At 44.6% G+C, this 20,588-nt stretch carries 16 protein-coding genes and 1 pseudogene; 9 read left to right on the top strand and 8 right to left on the bottom strand.

Annotated features, from left to right (window positions below; translation table 11 throughout):
- Positions 1-26: 26 nt before the first annotated feature.
- Positions 27-284: pseudogene (locus ACT6NV_RS07255) on the bottom strand (YciI family protein); the annotation flags it as partial.
- A 7-nt stretch (positions 285-291) separates the two neighbouring features.
- Complete coding sequence (locus ACT6NV_RS07250) at positions 292-765, bottom strand: CYTH domain-containing protein (RefSeq protein WP_445386590.1); 474 nt, start codon at positions 763-765, stop codon at positions 292-294.
- 54 nt (positions 766-819) lie between these two features.
- On the opposite strand from ACT6NV_RS07250, the gene dinB reads away from it, so the two are divergent.
- A complete protein-coding gene (gene dinB / locus ACT6NV_RS07245; protein WP_445386589.1) occupies positions 820-1,920 on the top strand; it encodes a DNA polymerase IV in 1,101 nt (366 codons plus the stop codon).
- A gap of 17 nt (positions 1,921-1,937) precedes the next feature.
- Here dinB and pyk read toward each other — a convergent pair whose 3' ends face one another.
- From pyk to ACT6NV_RS07220, 5 genes are all read right to left on the bottom strand, one after another.
- Positions 1,938-3,380, bottom strand: coding sequence for a pyruvate kinase (gene pyk, locus ACT6NV_RS07240; RefSeq protein WP_445386588.1), 1,443 nt, complete (start codon positions 3,378-3,380; stop codon positions 1,938-1,940).
- Positions 3,381-3,385: 5 nt separating this feature from the next.
- Entirely contained in the window at positions 3,386-3,847 is a 462-nt protein-coding gene (locus ACT6NV_RS07235; RefSeq protein WP_445386587.1) for an IPExxxVDY family protein, read from the bottom strand.
- A 112-nt stretch (positions 3,848-3,959) separates the two neighbouring features.
- Positions 3,960-4,694 carry a ribonuclease III gene (gene rnc, locus ACT6NV_RS07230; protein ID WP_445386586.1) on the bottom strand — a complete coding sequence of 245 codons (735 nt, stop codon included), beginning with the start codon at positions 4,692-4,694 and terminating at the stop codon, positions 3,960-3,962.
- A gap of 6 nt (positions 4,695-4,700) precedes the next feature.
- Positions 4,701-5,951, bottom strand: coding sequence for a beta-ketoacyl-ACP synthase II (gene fabF / locus ACT6NV_RS07225; RefSeq protein ID WP_445386585.1), 1,251 nt, complete (start codon positions 5,949-5,951; stop codon positions 4,701-4,703).
- 112 nt (positions 5,952-6,063) lie between these two features.
- Entirely contained in the window at positions 6,064-6,297 is a 234-nt protein-coding gene (locus tag ACT6NV_RS07220) for an acyl carrier protein (RefSeq protein ID WP_009778413.1), read from the bottom strand.
- A gap of 143 nt (positions 6,298-6,440) precedes the next feature.
- Between ACT6NV_RS07220 and purN the strand changes: the two genes are divergently transcribed.
- The 4 genes from purN (at position 6,441) to ACT6NV_RS07200 (ending at position 10,596) form a co-directional block, all read left to right on the top strand.
- Positions 6,441-7,022: a phosphoribosylglycinamide formyltransferase gene (gene purN / locus ACT6NV_RS07215; RefSeq protein ID WP_445386584.1), complete on the top strand. Its 582-nt coding sequence runs from the start codon at positions 6,441-6,443 to the stop codon at positions 7,020-7,022.
- 2 nt (positions 7,023-7,024) lie between these two features.
- The gene (locus tag ACT6NV_RS07210) at positions 7,025-7,660 is read left to right on the top strand and encodes a ribonuclease H1 domain-containing protein (protein WP_445386583.1); all 636 of its coding nucleotides are present in this window, start codon (positions 7,025-7,027) and stop codon (positions 7,658-7,660) included.
- 77 nt (positions 7,661-7,737) lie between these two features.
- The gene (locus ACT6NV_RS07205; RefSeq protein ID WP_445386582.1) at positions 7,738-8,664 is read left to right on the top strand and encodes a PfkB family carbohydrate kinase; all 927 of its coding nucleotides are present in this window, start codon (positions 7,738-7,740) and stop codon (positions 8,662-8,664) included.
- Between the two features lie 33 nt (positions 8,665-8,697).
- Complete coding sequence (locus tag ACT6NV_RS07200) at positions 8,698-10,596, top strand: amidophosphoribosyltransferase (RefSeq protein ID WP_445386581.1); 1,899 nt, start codon at positions 8,698-8,700, stop codon at positions 10,594-10,596.
- Between the two features lie 668 nt (positions 10,597-11,264).
- On the opposite strand, the gene ACT6NV_RS07195 is transcribed toward ACT6NV_RS07200, so the two are convergent.
- Positions 11,265-11,873 (bottom strand): superoxide dismutase, encoded by a 609-nt coding sequence (locus ACT6NV_RS07195; protein ID WP_445386580.1) that lies wholly within the window; start codon positions 11,871-11,873, stop codon positions 11,265-11,267.
- Between the two features lie 113 nt (positions 11,874-11,986).
- Between ACT6NV_RS07195 and ACT6NV_RS07190 the strand changes: the two genes are divergently transcribed.
- The 4 genes from ACT6NV_RS07190 (at position 11,987) to ACT6NV_RS07175 (ending at position 20,582) form a co-directional block, all read left to right on the top strand.
- Positions 11,987-15,115 carry a UvrD-helicase domain-containing protein gene (locus ACT6NV_RS07190; RefSeq protein WP_445386579.1) on the top strand — a complete coding sequence of 1,043 codons (3,129 nt, stop codon included), beginning with the start codon at positions 11,987-11,989 and terminating at the stop codon, positions 15,113-15,115.
- 2 nt (positions 15,116-15,117) lie between these two features.
- Complete coding sequence (kbl, locus tag ACT6NV_RS07185; RefSeq protein WP_445386578.1) at positions 15,118-16,311, top strand: glycine C-acetyltransferase; 1,194 nt, start codon at positions 15,118-15,120, stop codon at positions 16,309-16,311.
- 112 nt (positions 16,312-16,423) lie between these two features.
- On the top strand, positions 16,424-17,782 hold the full coding sequence (locus tag ACT6NV_RS07180; RefSeq protein ID WP_445386577.1) for an OmpA family protein: 1,359 nt from the start codon (positions 16,424-16,426) through the stop codon (positions 17,780-17,782).
- A 61-nt stretch (positions 17,783-17,843) separates the two neighbouring features.
- Positions 17,844-20,582 carry a PD-(D/E)XK nuclease family protein gene (locus ACT6NV_RS07175; RefSeq protein WP_445386576.1) on the top strand — a complete coding sequence of 913 codons (2,739 nt, stop codon included), beginning with the start codon at positions 17,844-17,846 and terminating at the stop codon, positions 20,580-20,582.
- The last annotated feature ends 6 nt before the right edge of the window (positions 20,583-20,588 follow it).

The raw sequence follows: 20,588 nt of genomic DNA, 5'->3' as shown, positions 1-20,588 counted from the left end.
TATCGCAAGGGGAACCCCTTTGCTGCCTACCAGGGGTGCACTTCAATCACCAGCCGGCCTGCCTGAACCATTGGGTCCATATTGGCGAGGCTGCCTGCCATCTCTTGAGCGGGTACATTATAAATAGTGATCCCGCGTATTTCACCATCATCGCCAAACGGACCGGAAATATCTGCAAAACCTTTTTCATACATGCTCCCAAGGTGGGCCAGATGTAAGCGTTGCATGCTATCAGCCTCTTCAGGGGTCTGGGACCGGGTAGGGCCACTTTTCAAAAAGGCGATATTTCTTTTATTTTTTCCATTTTGAATAGGGGTTTGATGACAATTGTGAATTGTAGTATTGCTTTTGTCCGGTTACTTCTTCCCCCAGCCAGGAGGGTACCTCAAAAGTTTCCTGTTCCTCCCGTAATTCAATCTCTGCGATTATTAGCCCCAGGTTATCCCCCTCAAACTCATCTACTTCAAAGATATGTTTGCCCACCGGAACCTGGTACCGGGTCTTTTTGATCAGCCCGGGCTCACAAATTTCCAGTAATTCTTTGGCCTGACCGGCTGAAATCTGAAATTCCCATTCTCTGCGGGATGTTCCTTTGGCAAAGGTCTTTCCTTTAATGGTGATCAGACCTTGATCATTGTGAAGGCGCACCCTGACAGTTCGTTCAGGATCCGTATTTAAAAAACCCTGAACCATTTTGGTAGTGGAACGGGCTAATTTTTTAAAAGAAGTATCGGAAACCTTGAATTTGCGTTCTATTTCAACCATTGGACTGCAGGTTTTGAAGACCCTGTCTGATTCAAATATACCCTAAATTTGCATATGGCTGAATCCACCCCCATCCGTAAGATTATCCATGTGGATATGGATGCCTTTTACGCTTCCGTTGAACAACTGGACGACCCCACCCTTAGGGGAAAGCCCGTTGCAGTGGGTGGCGGGTCCAAAAGAGGGGTGGTCGCAGCAGCGAGTTATGAAGCCCGGAAGTTTGGCGTGCGATCTGCCATGAGTGGCGTTCTGGCCAGGAATAAGTGTCCGGAACTGATCTTCGTTAAGCCCCGTTTTGAGAGGTATAAGGAAATCTCCCAACAGATCAGAAAGATATTTCTGGAATACACGGATTTGGTAGAGCCATTGTCCCTTGATGAGGCATATCTGGATGTAACAGAGAACAAAAAGGGCCTGCCGTCGGCAACACTGATAGCCAGGGAAATAAGAGAGAAAATCTTTGATGAAACTGGCCTGAGGGCTTCTGCAGGGATCTCCATCAACAAATTTATAGCGAAGGTTGCCAGCGACATCAACAAACCCAATGGTCAAAAAACCATTGCCCCAGAAGAGGTGGAGTCTTTTTTGCTGGGTCTGGATATTCGCAAATTTTACGGTGTGGGAAAAGTAACCGCAGAGAAGATGTACCAGCTGGGGATCTTTACCGGAGCCGACTTAAAAAACAAATCAGAGGATTTTCTCACAGAACATTTTGGAAAGAGTGGCGGCCATTACTACCGGGTTGTCAGGGGAATTCACACCAGTGCTGTAAAGCCCAGCAGGGTCCCCAAATCTATCGGCGCCGAGCGAACCTTTTCAGAAAATCTGAGCAGTGAGCTTTTTATGCTTGAAAAATTGCAAAAAATAGCAGAAGAACTGGAGAACAGGATTTTACCAAAAAAAAGAGCTGGAAAAACGGTAACCCTTAAAATCAAATACAGCGATTTTAACCTTCATACCCGCAGTAAAACCCTTCCTTATTATATTTCCAGGGCTGAATTGATTTTTGAGATATCGAAGGAACTGCTATTTCAGGCCCCCCTTGAAAATTCAGTCAGACTTTTAGGAATATCCCTTTCCAACCTCAATACAGCTACAGAAGCTGCCGAAACCCCCAATTCGTCCGTTTCAGTACAGCTGAGTTTCGATTTCTAACACCCTTATCCGGCCACCTAAAAATTACAGGTCTCAATTTCTGTTACCCTCAGGGTATTGACCATCCCTTTATCTTTTATGGGCATAGCCGCAAGGCTTATCATCATATCCCCGGCCTCCAGAAACCCTTTTTTACATGCAATTTTATTGACATCCTCAATGGTTTCATCTGTTGAAACAAAGCGGTCATAATAGAACGCCTTTACCCCCCAGAGCAGATTCAATTGAGTGAGAATTTTCCGGTTGGAAGTAAAAACAAGGATGTGAGCACTCGGTCGCCAGGCAGATATCTGAAAGGCGGTGTAACCACTATTGGTAAGGGTGGAAATAGCCTTGGCCTTGATCTCATTTGCCATTATAGCGGCGTGGTAACAAACAGATTTGGTAATATAGCGCTTGGTCCTTATTTGCGGGGCTTCCTGAGGAACTTTGATTAAATCAGACCCCTCAACGCTCTTGAGGATACTGGTCATCTTCTCGATAACCTGAACGGGATAGTTCCCAACGGAGGTTTCCCCCGACAACATCACTGCGTCCGCCCCATCCATGACAGAGTTAGCCACGTCATTTACCTCGGCCCGGGTTGGGGTAAGGCTGGTAATCATGGTTTCCATCATCTGGGTGGCAATGATTACCGGAATCCTGGCCTTTTTAGCCCGTAAAACCAGTTTTTTCTGGATAAGCGGTACTTCCTGTGCCGGAACTTCTACCCCCAGGTCTCCCCTGGCTACCATCAGGCCGTCACAGTAGGCCACAATTTTATCTATATTCTTTACGGCCTCCGGCTTTTCAATTTTGGCTACTATCGGGATCTTATGCTCTGAATGCTTTTCTATGATCTGCTGCAGGTCTATCAAATCCTGGCTGTGCCTTACAAAAGACAGGGCAATCCAGTCTACCTCCAGGGAAATGGCGAATTTGGCGTCTTTGATATCCTTTTTGGTCAGGGCCGGAAGGGTAATATTAGTATTGGGCAGGTTTACTCCTTTTTTGGACTTTAAAGGGCCGCCCTGTATAACCTTAGCCCTTACCGTATCCGTTCTGTTGGTCTCGATCACTTCAAATATCAGTTTCCCGTCATCCAGCAAAATACGCTCACCGGGATTGACATCACGGGGGAACTCCTGGTAGTTCATAAAAACTGCTTCAGCCGTACCTTCAAAGGGTTTCCCGGTTTTAAAAGCGATTTCGTCCCCAGGCGAAACAATTACTTCCCCGGACATAACCCCAACGCGCAGTTTAGGCCCCTGAAGATCCGCCAGGATAGCTGTGTATACACCAATTTCATCACTCAATTCCCGGATCATCTTAACCCTGGCCTTTACATCGTCGTAATCGGCATGCGAAAAATTGATTCTGAAAACATCCACCCCTGCCTCCATCATGCGCTGAAGCGTTTCTTTTTTACTGGTTGCAGGACCTAAAGTGGCAACAATTTTGGTCTTTTTCTGGTTTGGCATACAGATTAATATAATAGATTTTGTTTGGATTTCAGATCAGAGACGGGTACCCTGTAAGCCGTAATTACTTCCTTGATGGAAAGTAATCTTGCCAATGTGGGAGAATTTTTGTCGTCCCCTTCTACCTTGAGGAAATAATCCACCTCCTTTTTTTCGGGTATCAGGTAATGCCGGGTAAATGTAGGCTCATTTTGAAACAGTCCTGTCTGATCTTTGTCTGCAACGCTGCTTCCAAAATTCCGGAATAAGGTCCAGGTACGAAAATAAGCCTCCTCTTCCCATTGAAATACTGGAAAAAGAGCTGTCCCCTTTAATTCAATATCCCTCCTACTTCTGCACAAATGCAGTTTACATTCCCGGTTTAAGGAATATGCAAGGGCATGATCCTCTAAATTACAGTGAATGGCAAAAAGACTAAAGGACGTATCCTCCAGAAATTCTTCCCATATATCCTGCAGTGATCCCATAGATATAACCCGAAAGTTAAAGATACAGGTTCTTATGGAATTCACCTAGTGCTAAGGCCTGAATCCAATAACCTCAATCCCCTATAACGTTATAGTTAGCGTTGCCCTGCCTCTATTTCTGCATCTTGGCCTGCAAGGCAAAAAAGGCTCTTTTCGATGCCTTTTCCTCCGCTTTTTTCTTTGAAGTTGCCCGCGCCTTGGCCATAATACGGCCATCAATATGCAGTTTTACGGCGAAATGCTTGACGGGATCCTTCCCGTCATCCTCATAAACCTCGTAATGAAACTCCTTTTTTTGTTTCTGACACCATTCAATTACCAGGCTCTTATAACTGATTACCTGTCCTTCCAGTTGTTCGATGTCTACATAAGGGTCTATAACGCGGTCCTGGATAAAGCGCTCGCAATAATCGTAACCCCTGTCGAGATAAATGGCCCCTACCAGGGCCTCGAAGACATTTCCATGGATGTTTTCGCCGAAATGTGATTTTGGGATTCGGCTTTGTACAAATTGCAATAATTTCAGGTCCTTTCCCAATTCATTGAGGTGCTTGCGACTGACAATCTTGGAGCGCATTTTGGTCAGGTACCCTTCGTCTCCCGCAGGCACTTCCTTGTAAAGGTGCTTGGAAATGATAGTACCCAGCATGGAATCTCCAAGAAATTCCAGGCGTTCATAATTCATGGGGTTTCCCTTTTTGTCTTTTTGATTGACAGATCGGTGCAGGAAAGCCTTTTTATAAATTTCCAGGTTTTTTGGCTTGAACCCCAGTATCCTTGTCATCCCCAAAAAAAAATCCCCATCCTCTTTGGGATGGGAATTAAATATATTTCCGGGAAACGTCATCCGCGCCTAGCTAAGTTTTTTAAACAGTATACAGGCGTTATGCCCTCCAAAACCGAAAGTATTGCTCATTGCAACCTTTACCTCTCGCTTCTGTGCCTTATTCAGGGTAAGATTCAGTTTGGGGTCGATTTGTTCATCAACCACGCTGTGGTTTATAGTTGGGGGAACCAGACTGTGTTCCATCGCCAGTATTGAGGCGATGGCTTCAATTGCTCCGGCAGCTCCCAGTAAATGTCCGGTCATGGACTTTGTTGAATTGATATTGATATGCGTGGCATGCTCCCCAAATACCTGTGAGATCGCTTTCAGTTCCGCCACATCCCCCAATGGGGTTGAGGTTCCGTGAGTATTTATTGCATCGACCTCTTCAGGGCCCATTCCCGCATCGCGCAGGCAGTTTTCCATTACCTTGACTACTCCTATCCCTTCCGGGTGCGGGGCAGTCATGTGGTAGGCATCACTGGAGAGTCCGCCACCAGCTACCTCAGCATATATTTTAGCCCCTCTGGCCTTGGCGTGTTCATATTCTTCCAGGATAAGTGCCCCGGCTCCTTCGCCAAGTACAAATCCATCGCGGGTAGCATCAAATGGCCTGGACGCAGTTTCTGGAGATTCATTCCTAGTAGACAGGGCATGCATAGCGTTGAAACCCCCCATTCCCGCAATGGTAACCGCGGCTTCACTTCCGCCTGTCACCACTACATCACAATGTCCTAGGCGAATATAATTCAGGGCATCGATCATGGCATTTGCTGAAGACGCGCAAGCAGAAACCGTGGTGTAGTTCGGCCCCATAAAACCATGCTTGATTGAGATATTGCCAGGAGCGATATCTGCAATCATTTTCGGAATGAAAAACGGATTGAAACGAGGTGTGCCGTCTCCCTGGGCATAATTCAGGACTTCGGTCTGGAAGGTTTCAAGGCCGCCGATTCCGGCACCCCATATTACTCCTACTCTGAATTTATCAATTTTATCCAGATCCAGCCCGGAATCGGCAATAGCCTCATCCGAAGAAACCAGTGCATATTGGGCAAAACGGTCCAGCTTTCTGACTTCCTTGCGATCAAAATATTCGTTGGGGTCGTAACCCTTCAGTTCGCAGGCGAACTTGGTTTTAAATTTTTCGGTGTCAAAATAAGTTATCGGAGCACAACCGCTTTTACCGTTTTTAAGGCCCTCCCAATAAGATTGTAAGTTGTTGCCAATGGGAGTAAGGGCCCCCATTCCGGTAACTACTACTCGTTTTATTTGCATGGAACGATACTATTTTGTTGACGTCTAACCTCAGCGTAAATTAAAAAAAATTATCCACGCAGCCTGATTACCGCATGGATAATTTTAGATCTGAAGACAAAATATCATGTATTTATTTGGCCTCCTCGATATAGCTTATAGCCTGGCCAACAGTTGCAATGTTTTCTGCTTGATCGTCAGGGATCTGAATATCAAATTCCTTTTCAAATTCCATTATTAACTCCACGGTATCCAAGGAATCTGCTCCCAGGTCATTGGTGAAGCTAGCTTCAGCCACAACCTCATTTTCGTCAACACCCAGCTTATCTACGATGATAGCTTTTACTCTTGATGCAATGTCTGACATAGTGTTATTGGTTTTAAATTTAAATTGTTGGCAAAAATAAAAAACTTTGGTTTAAATACACCTTTTCGCGGCAAAATGTCCTTCAATTTACATAAATTAATAACATCTATAGTAAATTTGTCCTTGTTTTTACAGCAGAATTCATGCAACCTACTCCTTCCGGTAATCTAATTTTATTCGCTTCAGGTTCAGGCTCCAATGCAGAGAACATCATCAAATATTTTGAGGATAAGCCAGGAGTAACAGTTACAGCTGTTTTCACCAATAACCCGAAAGCCGGTGTAATCGAAAGGTGTAACCGACTGCAAACCCCTGTTTACAGCTTTAATAAAACTGCCTTTAGCAAGCCAGGGGCCTTGCTGGAAATCCTGACATTTTTAAACCCGGACCTGATCGTTCTTGCCGGCTTTTTATGGAAAATTCCGGAGTCATACGTAAAGGCATTCCCCAATAAGATAATAAACATACATCCCGCTTTACTTCCAAAATATGGGGGGAAAGGCATGTATGGAATGCATGTTCACAATGCGGTCATTGCAGATGGGGCCAGGGAATCCGGTATCAGTATTCATTATGTAAATGAAGCATACGACCAGGGGGGAATTATTCTGCAGGAAAGGGTGGCAGTCGAAAAAAGCGATAGTCCGCAGCGGCTGGCTGAAAAAATACATGAATTGGAATATACCTACTTCCCTAAAACCATAGAAAAGCTGTTATCTCGCTGAGTATGGCCCAAAAAAATAAGTTTTACGTGGTATGGAAAGGCCTGAAACCCGGTATTTACAATAGTTGGGAGCAATGTCAGAAACAAATTCGCGAGTTCCAGGGCGCACAATATATGGGCTTTCCCACTGAGGAAGCTGCCAAAAAAGCCTTTAAACATTCCTATCAAACAGCACAAAAAGAAAAAAAGAAGGCCTCAGAACCTTCTGAGGAATTGCAAAAACGGGTTGGCAAACCCAATTACCATTCTATTGCTGTAGATGCTGCATCCAGTGGCAACCCCGGCAAAATGGAATACCAGGGGGTGGATACCCGAAGCGGGAAGCGCTTATTCCGTCAGGGACCCTTTGAGCAGGGAACAAATAATATAGGAGAGTTTCTCGCAATTGTTCACGGCCTGGCATTTTTAAAAAAGAAAGGCAGCTCCCGTATCATATATACAGATTCGCGTACAGCCATCAGTTGGGTTAAAAAAAAGCATTGCAATACCAAACTGGTCCAAACAGAAACCAACCAGACGCTGTTTGAACTGGTTCACCGGGCCGAATCCTGGCTGCGAAATAACCATTACAGCACCAAAATTGTGAAATGGGAAACCAGGGCATGGGGGGAAATTCCTGCAGATTTCGGGAGAAAATAAGTTGGGAACCAAGCTGTCTCCAAAGCCTTTAGCTAACGACTAACAAAAGCGTATATTTGCAGCAAATTCAGGACCCCATGGGTAAACTTTTAATCGTCGGCACTGTTGCCTTTGATGCCATAGAAACCCCTTTCGGCAAAACAGATAAAATCCTGGGAGGTGCTGCCACCTTTATAGGCCTGGCTGCCTCTTATTACCGGCAACAATCTGCTATTGTTTCGGTAGTGGGGGATGATTTTCCGGAATCTTACCTGGAATTGCTGAAAAATAAACGAATTGACATATCGGGCCTGGAAAAGGTGAAGGGGGGGAAGACTTTTTTCTGGAGCGGTCGTTACCACAACGATCTTAACCGAAGAGACACCCTGAGCACAGAACTCAATGTGCTCGCCGATTTTCAGCCAAGGGTACCGGAAGCATTCCAGTATTCCGATGTGGTGATGCTGGGCAATTTGCACCCGGACATTCAGATGAGCGTAATAGAACAAATGCCGAAAAGGCCAAAACTCAGCATTCTGGACACCATGAATTACTGGATGGACCACACCTGGGATTCCCTGATGAAAGTTATTGCCAAAATTGACGTCATAACTATCAACGATGAGGAGGCCCGTCAATTGAGCGGGGAATATTCACTGGTTAAAGCTGCTGAAAAAATAAGTAAAATGGGACCTGCATATGTGGTAATAAAAAAAGGAGAAAACGGGGCTTTGTTATTCCACGAAGACCGCATATTCTTTGCCCCTGCCCTTCCCCTTGAGAACATTTTTGACCCCACAGGAGCCGGAGACACCTTTGCAGGCGGCTTTGCCGGGTATATTACCCAAAGTGAAAACATCTCCTTTGAAAATATGAAAAATGCCGTAATTCATGGATCCAACCTGGCCTCTTTCTGTGTTGAAAAATTTGGAACGGAGCGTTTGCAGAATCTTCAGGCTGGTGAAATAAATGGAAGACTGAAGCAATTCAGAGAATTGACACAATTTGATATTGAATTAGAATAGCCTGAATAAAGATCTTTATAACGACGCCCTTACATGAGTGATGCTATTAAACACGAATGCGGAATTTCGCTGATCAGGTTGATGAAACCGCTTGAGTATTATCAGGAGAAATACGGCTCTGCTTTTTATGGAGTAAATAAGATGTACCTGATGATGGAAAAGCAGCACAACCGCGGACAGGACGGTGCTGGTTTTGCCAGCATAAAGATGAACATGCAGCCAGGGGAGCGCTATATGAGCCGGGTGCGTTCTATTGAATCTCAGCCTATACAGGATATTTTCGACACCATAAACAACCGCATCAATACCGCTTTAAAGGAAAATCCTGAAGCCAAGGAAGATGTTGCCTGGCAAAAAAAGCATATCCCTTACGTGGGGGAATTATTATTGGGCCACGTCCGCTACGGAACTTTTGGCAAGAACAGTATCGAAAGTGTTCACCCCTTTTTGAGGCAGAACAACTGGATGCACAGAAACCTGATCGTTGCCGGGAACTTTAATATGACCAACGTAAAGGAGCTTTTTGACAACCTGGTACAGTTGGGCCAGCATCCCAAGGAATTGGCAGATACCATAACAGTAATGGAGAAAATCGGACATTTTCTGGATGATGCCGTTGCCAAGCTCTATAAACAAATAAAGAAGGAAGGTTTTACGAAGATGGAAGCCTCCCCGCTCATCGCCGAACGATTGAAAGTTTCGAAAATTCTCAGGAAATCCTCGAAAAACTGGGATGGGGGGTATGCCATGGCCGGTTTATTGGGGCACGGCGACGCCTTTGTTTTGCGGGATCCTTCGGGAATCAGGCCTACCTACTATTACCAGGATGATGAAGTGGTTGTAGTAGCTTCGGAGCGACCCGCCATACAGACCGTATTTAACGTTGCCTATGATACTGTAAAGGAACTTCCACCCGGGCATGCCATTATTATTAAAAATGACGGGCGGGTAGGTATAGAGCAGATACAGGAACCCAGGGAACGACTGGCCTGTTCTTTTGAGAGGATCTACTTCTCCAGAGGCAGTGACAAGGAAATATATCAGGAACGTAAGGAATTAGGCCGATTGCTCTTCCCCCAAATCCTGAAGGCCATAGACAACGATATTAAGAACACTGTATTTTCCTATATCCCGAACACTGCTGAAACATCCTTTCTGGGAATGGTACGGGAAGCACAGAATTACCTGAATAAAAAAAAGGAGGAACAAATACTCGCCCTGGGACCCTCAATAAGCAGCGAACAGTTGCATGAAATCCTTGAAGTACGCCCCAGGATAGAGAAGGTTGCGATCAAGGACGCCAAATTACGGACCTTTATTACTCAGGACAGTAGCCGCGATGACCTGGTTACCCATGTCTATGACATTTCATACGGATCTGTAAACAAGGGCGATTATCTGGCCATAATTGATGACAGCATTGTTAGGGGAACCACCCTGAAAAAAAGTATTTTACGTATCCTGGACCGGCTCCATCCCGGAAAGATTATCGTGATTTCCTCCGCCCCGCAAATCCGTTATCCCGATTGCTATGGGATAGACATGGCTAAACTGGAGGATTTTATAGCATTCAAAGCCGCCCTCGAACTACACAAGGAACAGGGTAGTATGGAAATCGTAGAAAACATTTATCGAAAGTGCAAAAGGGAAAATGGCTCATCTGATGCAGAAGCCATTAATCACGTCAAAGAATTTTACGCCCCCTTCAGTGCAGAAGAGATTTCGTCCAAAATTGCAGAACTTCTGAGTCCTCCCGATATACAGGCAGAGGTGCAGATTATCTATCAAACCATTGAAAATCTGCATATAGCCTGTCCTAAAAACCTGGGTGACTGGTACTTCACCGGGAATTATCCCACACCGGGTGGAAACAGGGTAGTAAATCAGGCCTTTATCAATTTTTACGAAGGAAAAAACCAACGTGCATACTAAAATAAATTCGGTGAAATGCATGGTCTGATGCATTTCATCGATAATATGTGCATTTCATCGTCTTTATCAAAACCCGGGCAATAAGCCAACTACTTTAGGATAGCCATAGCATAAGTAGGTTAAGTTCATGGTAAGATTTGGGGCAAAAAAGGTGGAGAACTCTCCACCTTTTTTATTTGGTGTCTACCCGAAAGTTCCCACAGTAAAATTCCAGCTGTATCACCGGCTGTAAACCTTTTCCTCCAAAGCTGTATTTCAACGGTTTTACGGGGTGTTCGTCCAAAACCTTTTTTTATCCATCGGCTTCCAGCTACTTTCGAAGAACCATAGCATAAGTAGGTTAAGTTCATGGTAAGATTTGGGGAAAAAGGCAAGGTTAAAACCTTGCCTTTTTATTTTTTCAGCCATTACTTTCAGTTCAAAAAGCCCCTGTTTCATGTAAGATTTTCCGGTGTTTTTAGCCTGACTCCATTTTAAAATTTCAGCATTTTCCTTTGTTATTTCCCGGTATACAGGTAATTTAGTATTGCCATAGCATAAGTAGGTTAAGTTTATGGTAAGATTTGGGATGAAAAGAGCAGAGTTTTCTCTGCTCTTTTCTATTTAGGAGTATCCATAAAAAAACCCCGGAAATAATCCAGGGCTTCTTTCTCAAAATTCAGTGGTTTCTATTTTGCGGAATTGTAATTCTCAGCCACTTTAGCCCAGTTAATCACATTAAAAAAGGCCTCGATATAATCGGGTCTCCTGTTTTGATAATGCAGGTAATAGGCATGCTCCCACACATCCAGTCCGAGAATGGGGTGTCCGCCGCAACCGACACCAGGCATGATAGGACAATCCTGGTTGGGGGTTGAACAAATTTCCAGTTTTCCCCCTTTATGGGCACATAACCAGGCCCAGCCGGATCCAAATCGTCCCCCGGCAGCCTTGGTAAAGGCGTCTTTAAAGCCTTCAAAAGACCCGAAGGCATCATTTATGGCTGCAGCCAGGTCGCCGGATGGTGAACCCCCACCATCTGCTGACATTACTTCCCAGAAAAGACAGTGGTTGTAATATCCCCCTCCGTTATTGCGCACAGCCGTATTGGACATATCCAGGCCGGTAAGAATTTCCTCTATACTTTTTCCTTCCAGGGAAGTGCCTTCAATGGCCGCATTGAGTTTAGTGGTGTATCCGTTATGGTGCTTTGTATGGTGAATTTCCATGGTGCGTGCATCTATATGCGGCTCCAGGGCATCATATGAATAAGGTAAATCTGGTAAATTAAAAGACATATTGAATTATATTTTTTGTTAATAACAGGTGAATTCCAAAGTTAAAGATTTTAACATATACTTTGCGCTAATTATTTGTTAAGAACCCCCCGAGAATACTTATTTTGCAGCTAATGAAGCGGTCCAGCAGCCCTTATCGTATTTACAACGCCTCAGCCGGATCTGGGAAAACATTTACGCTAACCCTGGAGTATCTCAAATTATTACTCCGCCCTGGTGCCAACCAGGCCTTCAGAAAAATCCTGGCCATAACTTTTACAAACAAGGCCGTAACTGAACTAAAACAAAGAATACTCCACAGTCTGGTAGCTTTCAGTTCCCTCGATTCTTTGAAGGAAACAGCAAAAGAATACCCGCTTTTTAAAATACTTCAGGAAGAATTGGAAATGGACCCAAAAGTCCTTTCGGATAAATCCCGGCGCATTTTAAAGGAGATACTCCACAATTATGCCTTTTTCGACATTTCCACTATCGATAAGTTCAACCACCGACTGCTGCGAACCTTCTCCAAAGACCTGAGCCTGCCGGCAAATTTTGAAGTTGTAATTGATTCTGACTTTATGCTGGAAACTGCAGTAGATAACCTTTTAAGCAAAGCCGGCTCAGATAAGGAACTAAGCGAGGTGCTTATCGATTTCGCACTGGAAAAAGCAGCCGAGGACAAAAGCTGGGATATCAGCAGAGATCTTTTTGAGATGGGTAAGCTGCTGTTTAATGAGAACCACCTGGAGTACCTCAAAACCTTCGAAGGCAAAAAAATGAAGGATTTCCAGGTATTGAAGTCGGAATTGCGTTCGCGTATTCAAAGAGTTGAAAAGGAATTGCTGGAAACCGCTGAGGGAGCGCTGAAGACAATTGAAGAAAACGGATTGGAACGCCTCGATTTTAAAGCCGGGTACTTCCCTGATTTTTTAAATAAAATAGCTGCAGGGGATTTCCAGCAAGATTTTACCGCAAAATGGAAACAGGAATTTGGGAATGAACCGCTTTTCAAAAAAAATGCCCCGCAGCAAACACAGGATATCCTAACTGAACTAATGCCGGAGTTCAACAGGGCCTTTCAGGGGATAAAGGAGCGGGTTATTGAAAGATCCTTCCTGATAAATGTATATACCCAGCTGGCACCTTTCACCGTGCTGGGGCTGCTGCAACAAGAGCTTAAAACAATTCAGACAGAAGAGGGCATGCTCCCCATTGCCTTTTTCAACGCCATTATTGCAAGGGAATTGAAAGACGAACCGGCCCCCTTTATTTACGAACGGCTGGGAGAGAAATACCGGCATTACTTCATAGACGAGTTCCAGGATACTTCGGAACTGCAATGGAACAATCTCGTTCCCCTAATTGATAACGCCCTTTCGGGAATTGACGAAACAGGCCAGAAAGGATCTCTGGTGCTCGTGGGAGATGCAAAACAAGCAATATACCGCTGGAGGGGCGGCCGTGCGGAGCAATTTATCGGACTTTTTCAGGGAGGCGGAAATCCTTTTCCCATACCGGCTGAGACTTTCCAGCTTCCCTCAAACTTCAGGAGTAACCAGACTATTGTGACCTTTAATAACCAATTCTTCAGTCATATCAGCCAATTCCTGAACAACCGTGTATACCAATCCCTGTTTATCGATGGCAATAAGCAGGAATCGCATTCAAAGGAAGAAGGTATGGTCCGGATCGAATTTATCCCGGAGGAAACGGAAAACACCCAGGAAGCTTATCAGCTAAAGGTGCTCGATTTAGTCCGGGAAGTAAAAAACAAAGGATATGCATTCGGGGATATTTGCGTTTTAACGCGCAGACGTGCCGAAGGTGTCCTTATCTCCGACATTCTAATTGGGGAAGGCATTCCGGTTATTTCGTCAGAAACCCTTTTGTTGGCAAGCCATGCGGAGGTTCAATTCCTTATCCATTTACTCTGTTTTCTAAGGGAGCCCGGGGATCGAAACCACAGTTTTGGTTTAATACAATACTTAACTCCTGAAAACCCCGAAGCTCATGATTTTATAGCTGAAAAACTCCGTGACCCAGAGGGCTTTCTCAGAACTACCTATGGTTTTGACTGTCAGGCAGCCATTCTGAAACCCGTTTACGATATTCTGGAGACAGCAATACGCCAATTTAAGCTGGCAACTGCAGAAAATGCCTATCTGATTTTTCTAATGGATGTGGTTCTGGAAGTGGGCCAGACTACCGATCACTCCATCAACACTTTTCTTGAATACTGGGAACACCATAAAGAGAGCCTAAGTGTTCTGGCTCCTGAACACATGGATGCAGTCCGGATAATGACCATCCACAAATCAAAAGGACTGGAATTCCCCATCGTTATTTTTCCCTTTGCTGATGCCCCGGTATATCCTGCCATAAAAGATAAGTTATGGATTCCCGTAAATCCGGAGGCTTTTAACGGTTTCCCCTTTATCCTGGCAGGGATGAAAAAGGATCTGGAACAATACGGTGGGCAGGCCGCCCATCAATACATACAGGAGAGGGAAAAACAGGAACTAGATGCCTTTAATGTACTGTACGTTGTGCATACCCGGGCAGCCAAAGGCCTGTACGTTTTGAGCAAAGCTCCCAAAGCAGGAAAAATCCAAAACCCGGCTGATTATTCCAGTCTTTATATGAATTACCTGCAGGAATCAGAAAATTTTGAAAACAGTGGCGCTATCTTCCAGAAAGGCTCCCTCCCTGTGGCCACTGAAAAAAAAGAAGCACAGGAAACAGCCTATCTCTCTTATATGTATTCCAACAAGGAGTCTCAATTGGTTCGTGTGGTTACTCCTTCTGCCAGAAATAAATCAGCAGAACAGGAAACTTCGATCAGCTACGGGAATTTAATCCATACAGCCCTTAGCCTTGTGGAAACAGAGCAGGACGTACCCGCTGCGGTTCAGGTACTGTTACAGCAAGGAGCTATTGACCAGGCCGGCGAAGCCACACTTTTGGAAATCATCTACCGCGTGGTCCGTCATCCTTTGCTTAAGGAGTACTTCCGGGAAGGGCCCGGGATACTGAATGAACGGGATATAATTAGTGAAAATGGACTACTTTTGAGGCCCGATAGAATGATATTCGAAAATAGGGAAGTAACCGTAATCGATTATAAAACGGGAAAACGGGAGATAAGCCATCGGGAACAGATAGAATTATACGGCCGGATTTTGGAGTCGATGGGGTATACGCTAAAAAATACTATCCTTATTTATATTGAAGAAAATAATGTAATACCAGAATTTATATAATTATGTACGGGAAGATCAAGGAACATCTTACAGAAGAATTAGAAAACCTCCGGGAGGCCGGATTATTTAAAAACGAACGCATCATTACTTCTCCGCAGGGGCCTGTTATCAGGGTTTCCACCGGGCAGGAGGTATTGAACTTCTGCGCAAACAACTATCTGGGTTTGTCTGCCCACCCTGAGGTGATACAGGCCGCCAAGGATGCGATGGACAGTCACGGCTTCGGGATGTCATCAGTCCGGTTTATCTGTGGGACTCAGGATCTGCACAAGAATCTGGAACAGACAATTGCTGATTTCTACGGTACTGAGGATACCATATTATACGCAGCCTGTTTTGATGCCAACGGTGGTGTTTTCGAGCCACTGTTAGGCCCGGAAGATGCCATTATTTCTGACTCGCTCAACCACGCCTCTATCATTGACGGGGTCAGGTTGTGCAAGGCCAAGCGATACCGTTATGCCAATAACGATATGGCAGACCTCGAAAAGCAGTTACAACAGGCAAACGCAGACAGCGCCAGATTTAAACTTATTGTAACGGACGGGGTCTTTTCCATGGATGGCCTGGTCGCCCCCCTGGATGAAATTTGTGACCTGGCAGATAAATACGATGCCCTGGTAATGATCGATGAATGCCATGCTACCGGTTTTATAGGGGAAACCGGAATAGGAACCCTGGAAGAAAAAGGGGTGCTTGAAAGGATAGACATTATTACGGGCACCCTGGGGAAAGCCCTTGGAGGAGCCATGGGAGGGTATACGACCGGAAAAAAGGAAATTATAGAAATGCTCCGCCAGCGATCCCGGCCTTATTTGTTTTCAAACAGTCTGGCCCCTGCCATCGTGGGTGGCAGCCTGAAAGTCTTTGAACTCCTCAAAAAGGATCGGTCCCTTAAAAAGCAGTTGGATGCCAATACCGAATACTTTAAAAAAGGGATGAAGGCTGCGGGCTTCGATATAGTGGACGGAGACTCTGCCATTGTTCCCGTTATGCTCTACGATGCAAAGCTTTCACAGGAAATGGCTGCAAGCCTGCTGGAGAAGGGAATTTATGTTATCGGGTTTTTCTATCCGGTGGTCCCCAAAGGAAAGGCGCGCATCCGCGTGCAATTATCGGCCGCTCATACAAAGGAACATCTGGACAAAGCAATTGAGGCATTTGTTGTGGCTGGAAAAGAGTTAAAGGTGATTTAAGCCCATTTTGCAGGCAAAAACCGCATTGAAAAAAATAAGAAATTGATTTTGTTAATAATTCTTAACAACTTACATTTGCAGCTAATAAACACTTAAACTTAAAAATTTGAACATGAAACAGCTTAGTAGATTATTGGTTGTTGGCCTACTTGTTTTAGGGTTTAACAACATTCAAGCGCAGGATGAGAATAATCCTTGGCAGATAAGCATCGGTGTGAATGCCATAGATGTTTACCCTACTAACGATGCTAGTGCCGCATACCCAACCGGAACACTTTTCAGTGAATATTTCAATGTTAACGATCATTGGAACATCTTGCCTTCACTGTCTTATGTGTCCGTATCTAAATACGTTGGTGACGGATTTTCTATTGGCGCGAGAGGTTCCCTGAACCGAATTAGCAAATTAGGAGATGTATCTGTTGATGATCTTTCTCACTATGCTGTTGATGGTACAATAAAATATAACCTTCGCAAAAATGCGAAACTGGATCCGTTTATCGAAGTAGGTGGAGGTTACACCTGGGTTGATGAAATCGGAGCCGGTACTGTAAACGGAGGTCTTGGACTTAACTACTGGTTCACCGACTTTATCGGTTTAACCGTTCAGTCTTCTTACAAGCACGCCTTTGAAGATTACGGTGTAAAACACTTCCAGCACATGGCCGGTGTTTCTATCCGCTTTGGTGGAACCGATACAGACGGAGACGGAATCTATGACAAAGACGATGCTTGTCCTGAAGTAGCCGGACTTGAAGCATTCAACGGATGTCCTGATTCTGACGGAGATGGTATCGAAGATTCTAAGGACAGCTGTCCAAACCAGGCAGGTCCTGCTGAAATGAACGGATGCCCTGACTCTGACGGAGATGGTGTAGCTGACAAAGACGACGCTTGTCCTAACGAAGCTGGTCTTCCTGCTTTAGCCGGATGTCCTGATGCTGACGGAGACGGAGTAGCTGATAAAGATGATGACTGTCCTAGCGAAGCTGGTCCTGCTGCTAACGGCGGATGCCCATGGCCTGATACTGACGGAGATGGTGTTCTTGACAAAGATGACCAATGTCCTGATGTAGCTGGAACAGTTGCTAACAACGGATGTCCTGAAGTGACTGAAGAAGTTCAGAAGCAATTGAACGAATACGCCAGAACTATCCTGTTTGACACTGGAAAAGCTTCTCTGAAAACTGAATCAGTATCAGTATTCGTTGACATCATTAAAATCCTTAACGAGTATCCTAACGCTAAGTTCACCGTAGAAGGTCACACTGACAGCGTTGGTAGTGAAAAACTGAACCAGCAACTTTCTGAGAAAAGAGCGAATTCTGTACGTGACTTCCTGATCAAGGAAGGTATTGCTGCTGATCGTCTGACTGCCGTAGGATACGGAGAATCCCGTCCTATTGCCTCTAACAATACAAGAGCCGGTAGAACTCAGAACAGAAGGGTTGAAATAAACCTGGTTAAATAAAATAAACCAATAATCTTAGAAGAGCCCTGGTAGTTTTACCAGGGCTTTTTTATTTTTAGATATGCATTACTTCCTGGATGACGTTTTAGACTCAATACCCCATTGGAGAGAAAACCCCGGGAACCACGTTTTTATACTCCCCAGCAAGCGAGCTGGCTTTTTCCTGAGGGAAAAACTGAGATTAAAGGCCGGAAAAAGCTTGATTTTGCCCGAGATCTGGAGCATTGAATCCTTTGTAGAGGAAATCTCCGGGCTGCAGTACGCATCTCCGCTTGATCTGCAATTCCTATTATATAAGGTATACCTCGATCAAAAAGGTACTGAAAAAGAGTCTTTTTATGAGTTTAGTCGCTGGGGTCAACTCCTGATCCAGGATTTTAATGAAATTGACCGTTACCTTATCGATAGTGCGAAACTTTTCGACTATCTCGGAAATATTCAGGAGCTGCATCATTGGACACCAGACGGGACCAGCAGTCCGATGATTCGTAAAAGACTGGCCTTCTGGAAATCTCTCTACCCTATTTATATACAGTTCAGGAATACCCTGGAACAAAAGGGGCTTGGGTACCAGGGTCAGATTTATCGTAAGGCCGTATTGCAAACCCCTGACTTCATTGACAAAAATAGAAGCAAACACTATTTTTTTATAGGATTCAATGCCCTTAACAAAGCTGAACAGGATATTATTCAGAATTTTCTGAAGCAGGAAAATGCTGCCATCTGCTGGGATGCCGACACACATTATCTGGATGATCCACTGCACGATGCGGGGCTATTTATGCGCAAATACCGATCTCAGTGGCCTTACCTGCAAAAAAACGGATTAAGAGGTATAGGAAGCCATTTCCAAAATCCAAAAAATATATTCGTAACCGGCTTACCAAAAGCCGTATCACAGGTTAAATATTGTGGTGACTTACTTCAAAAGCTTTCCCGGGAATCCATGGAAAACCTCGACAATACCGCTTTGATACTGGGAGATGAAACCTTATTGAATCCGATGCTACACAGTCTCCCATCTGAAATAGGAGGCGTAAATATCACCATGGGATATCCGCTTCATCACAGTTCTATTGCCCAGCTTTTTAGTGCTTTGTTTGGACTATTCCAACAAAAGACCCAGGATAAATGGAGGGTAAAATCTGCTTTGCAAATAATCAGACATCCGTTTTTGCAACCCTTCTTCAGGGATCAGGCACTCAATTCAGAAAAAGTATGCGCCATCCTGCTCAAAGAATACCCTCTTTTTGTTTCAGAAAAAGAACTGCTGGAAGCCGGTGTTTCAAAAGATATACTGGAGCTGCTTTTCCCGCACAAAAATCTGGGCGTTCATCAGGTAATAAAGCAGTTTATAGGCCTTACAGACCAACTCCTGCCCTCCTATCGGCAACGGAATGATGTGCTGAACATAGAATATCTGGATCATTTCAAAAACCTCTTTACGCGTCTGGGGGACTTGTGTCTTCAACATCCCTTTGTTAGCGACCTTAAAGCCCTGAAATTCCTGTTTGACCAACTCCTTTCCGAGGATAGTATAGATTTTGAAGGAGAACCCCTTAAAGGCTTACAAATTATGGGGATGCTGGAGAGTCGCAACCTGGATTTCAAAAGGGTTATCATTACTTCTGTAAACGAGGGAATTCTGCCATCTGGTAAAACCAATAGTTCGTTTATCCCCTTTGATGTTAAAAAGGAGTTTGGTTTACCAACTTATAAGGAAAAAGATGCGGTTTATACCTATCATTTCTACAGATTGATTCAAAGAGCCGAATCGGTTCATATATGCTACAATACTGAACCCGACGTGCTGGAAGGAGGTGAGCCAAGTCGATTTATCAGCCAACTGCTAAATGATCCGGTTTTATCCTCCCAAATAGAACACCGGATTATTGCACCCAAAACCGGCATACATCCGGATGCTCAGAAGGCCATTGATAAGAGCGAAAGCTTGTTGGTTCGACTTAATGAAAAGGCAAAATCGGGCTTTTCCCCGACCGCTCTGTCTGATTATATCAAAGATCCCATCCTTTTCTATAAGAAAGTAATCCTGGGTATTAAGGATTCCGAACAATTGGAAGAAACCGTTGCTGCGAATACATTCGGAACGGTACTACACAAGGCCCTGGAGGACCTGTACAGGCCATATGAAGGACTTTTTCTTAGTCCGGACGCAATACATTCCATGAGGCAGAAAGCCCCGGAATTAGCGCTAAAATCCTTTGATCAGCATTTTTTAAGGGGAATGAAAGCCAGCGGAAAGAATTTAATCGCTCTCAGGGTCATGGAGCATTATCTGGACACCTTCCTTTTAATGGAAAAAGACCGCCTCAAGAAGCATAAAGTAAAGCTTCTTGGCGTTGAAAGAAAACTCAAAATTCCTTTCAATACGGGAGCACAGGGACAGGAGGTCTACCTGAAAGGTACTGTTGACCGCATAGAGGAGGTAGATGGTAATTTGAGAATAATCGACTATAAGACGGGAATGGTAGAACCCCGTAATCTGAGGATTTCAGACTGGGACAGCCTCAGAACGGATCCGGACAAGTCAAAGGCCTTCCAGGTGTTGTGCTATGCATGGTTATATAAACAGCAGCACTCCGTCCCTAATTTAATGGCAGGGGTTATCTCATTTAAAAATCTCAAGACGGGTTACCAGTGGTTTGGTTTAAAAGAAGCAGGCCGAAACTACGATTCAGATCTCCACGAATCGGTACTGCTGAACTTTGAAAGCCAGCTTCAAATGCTTGTAGAGGAGATATTTAACCCGAATATCTCTTTTGAACCCGCACTAACCTGATTCTTT

It is taken from the genome of Robiginitalea insularis (genome assembly GCF_052497835.1).
This window is presented reverse-complemented; position numbering and strand designations above follow the sequence as displayed.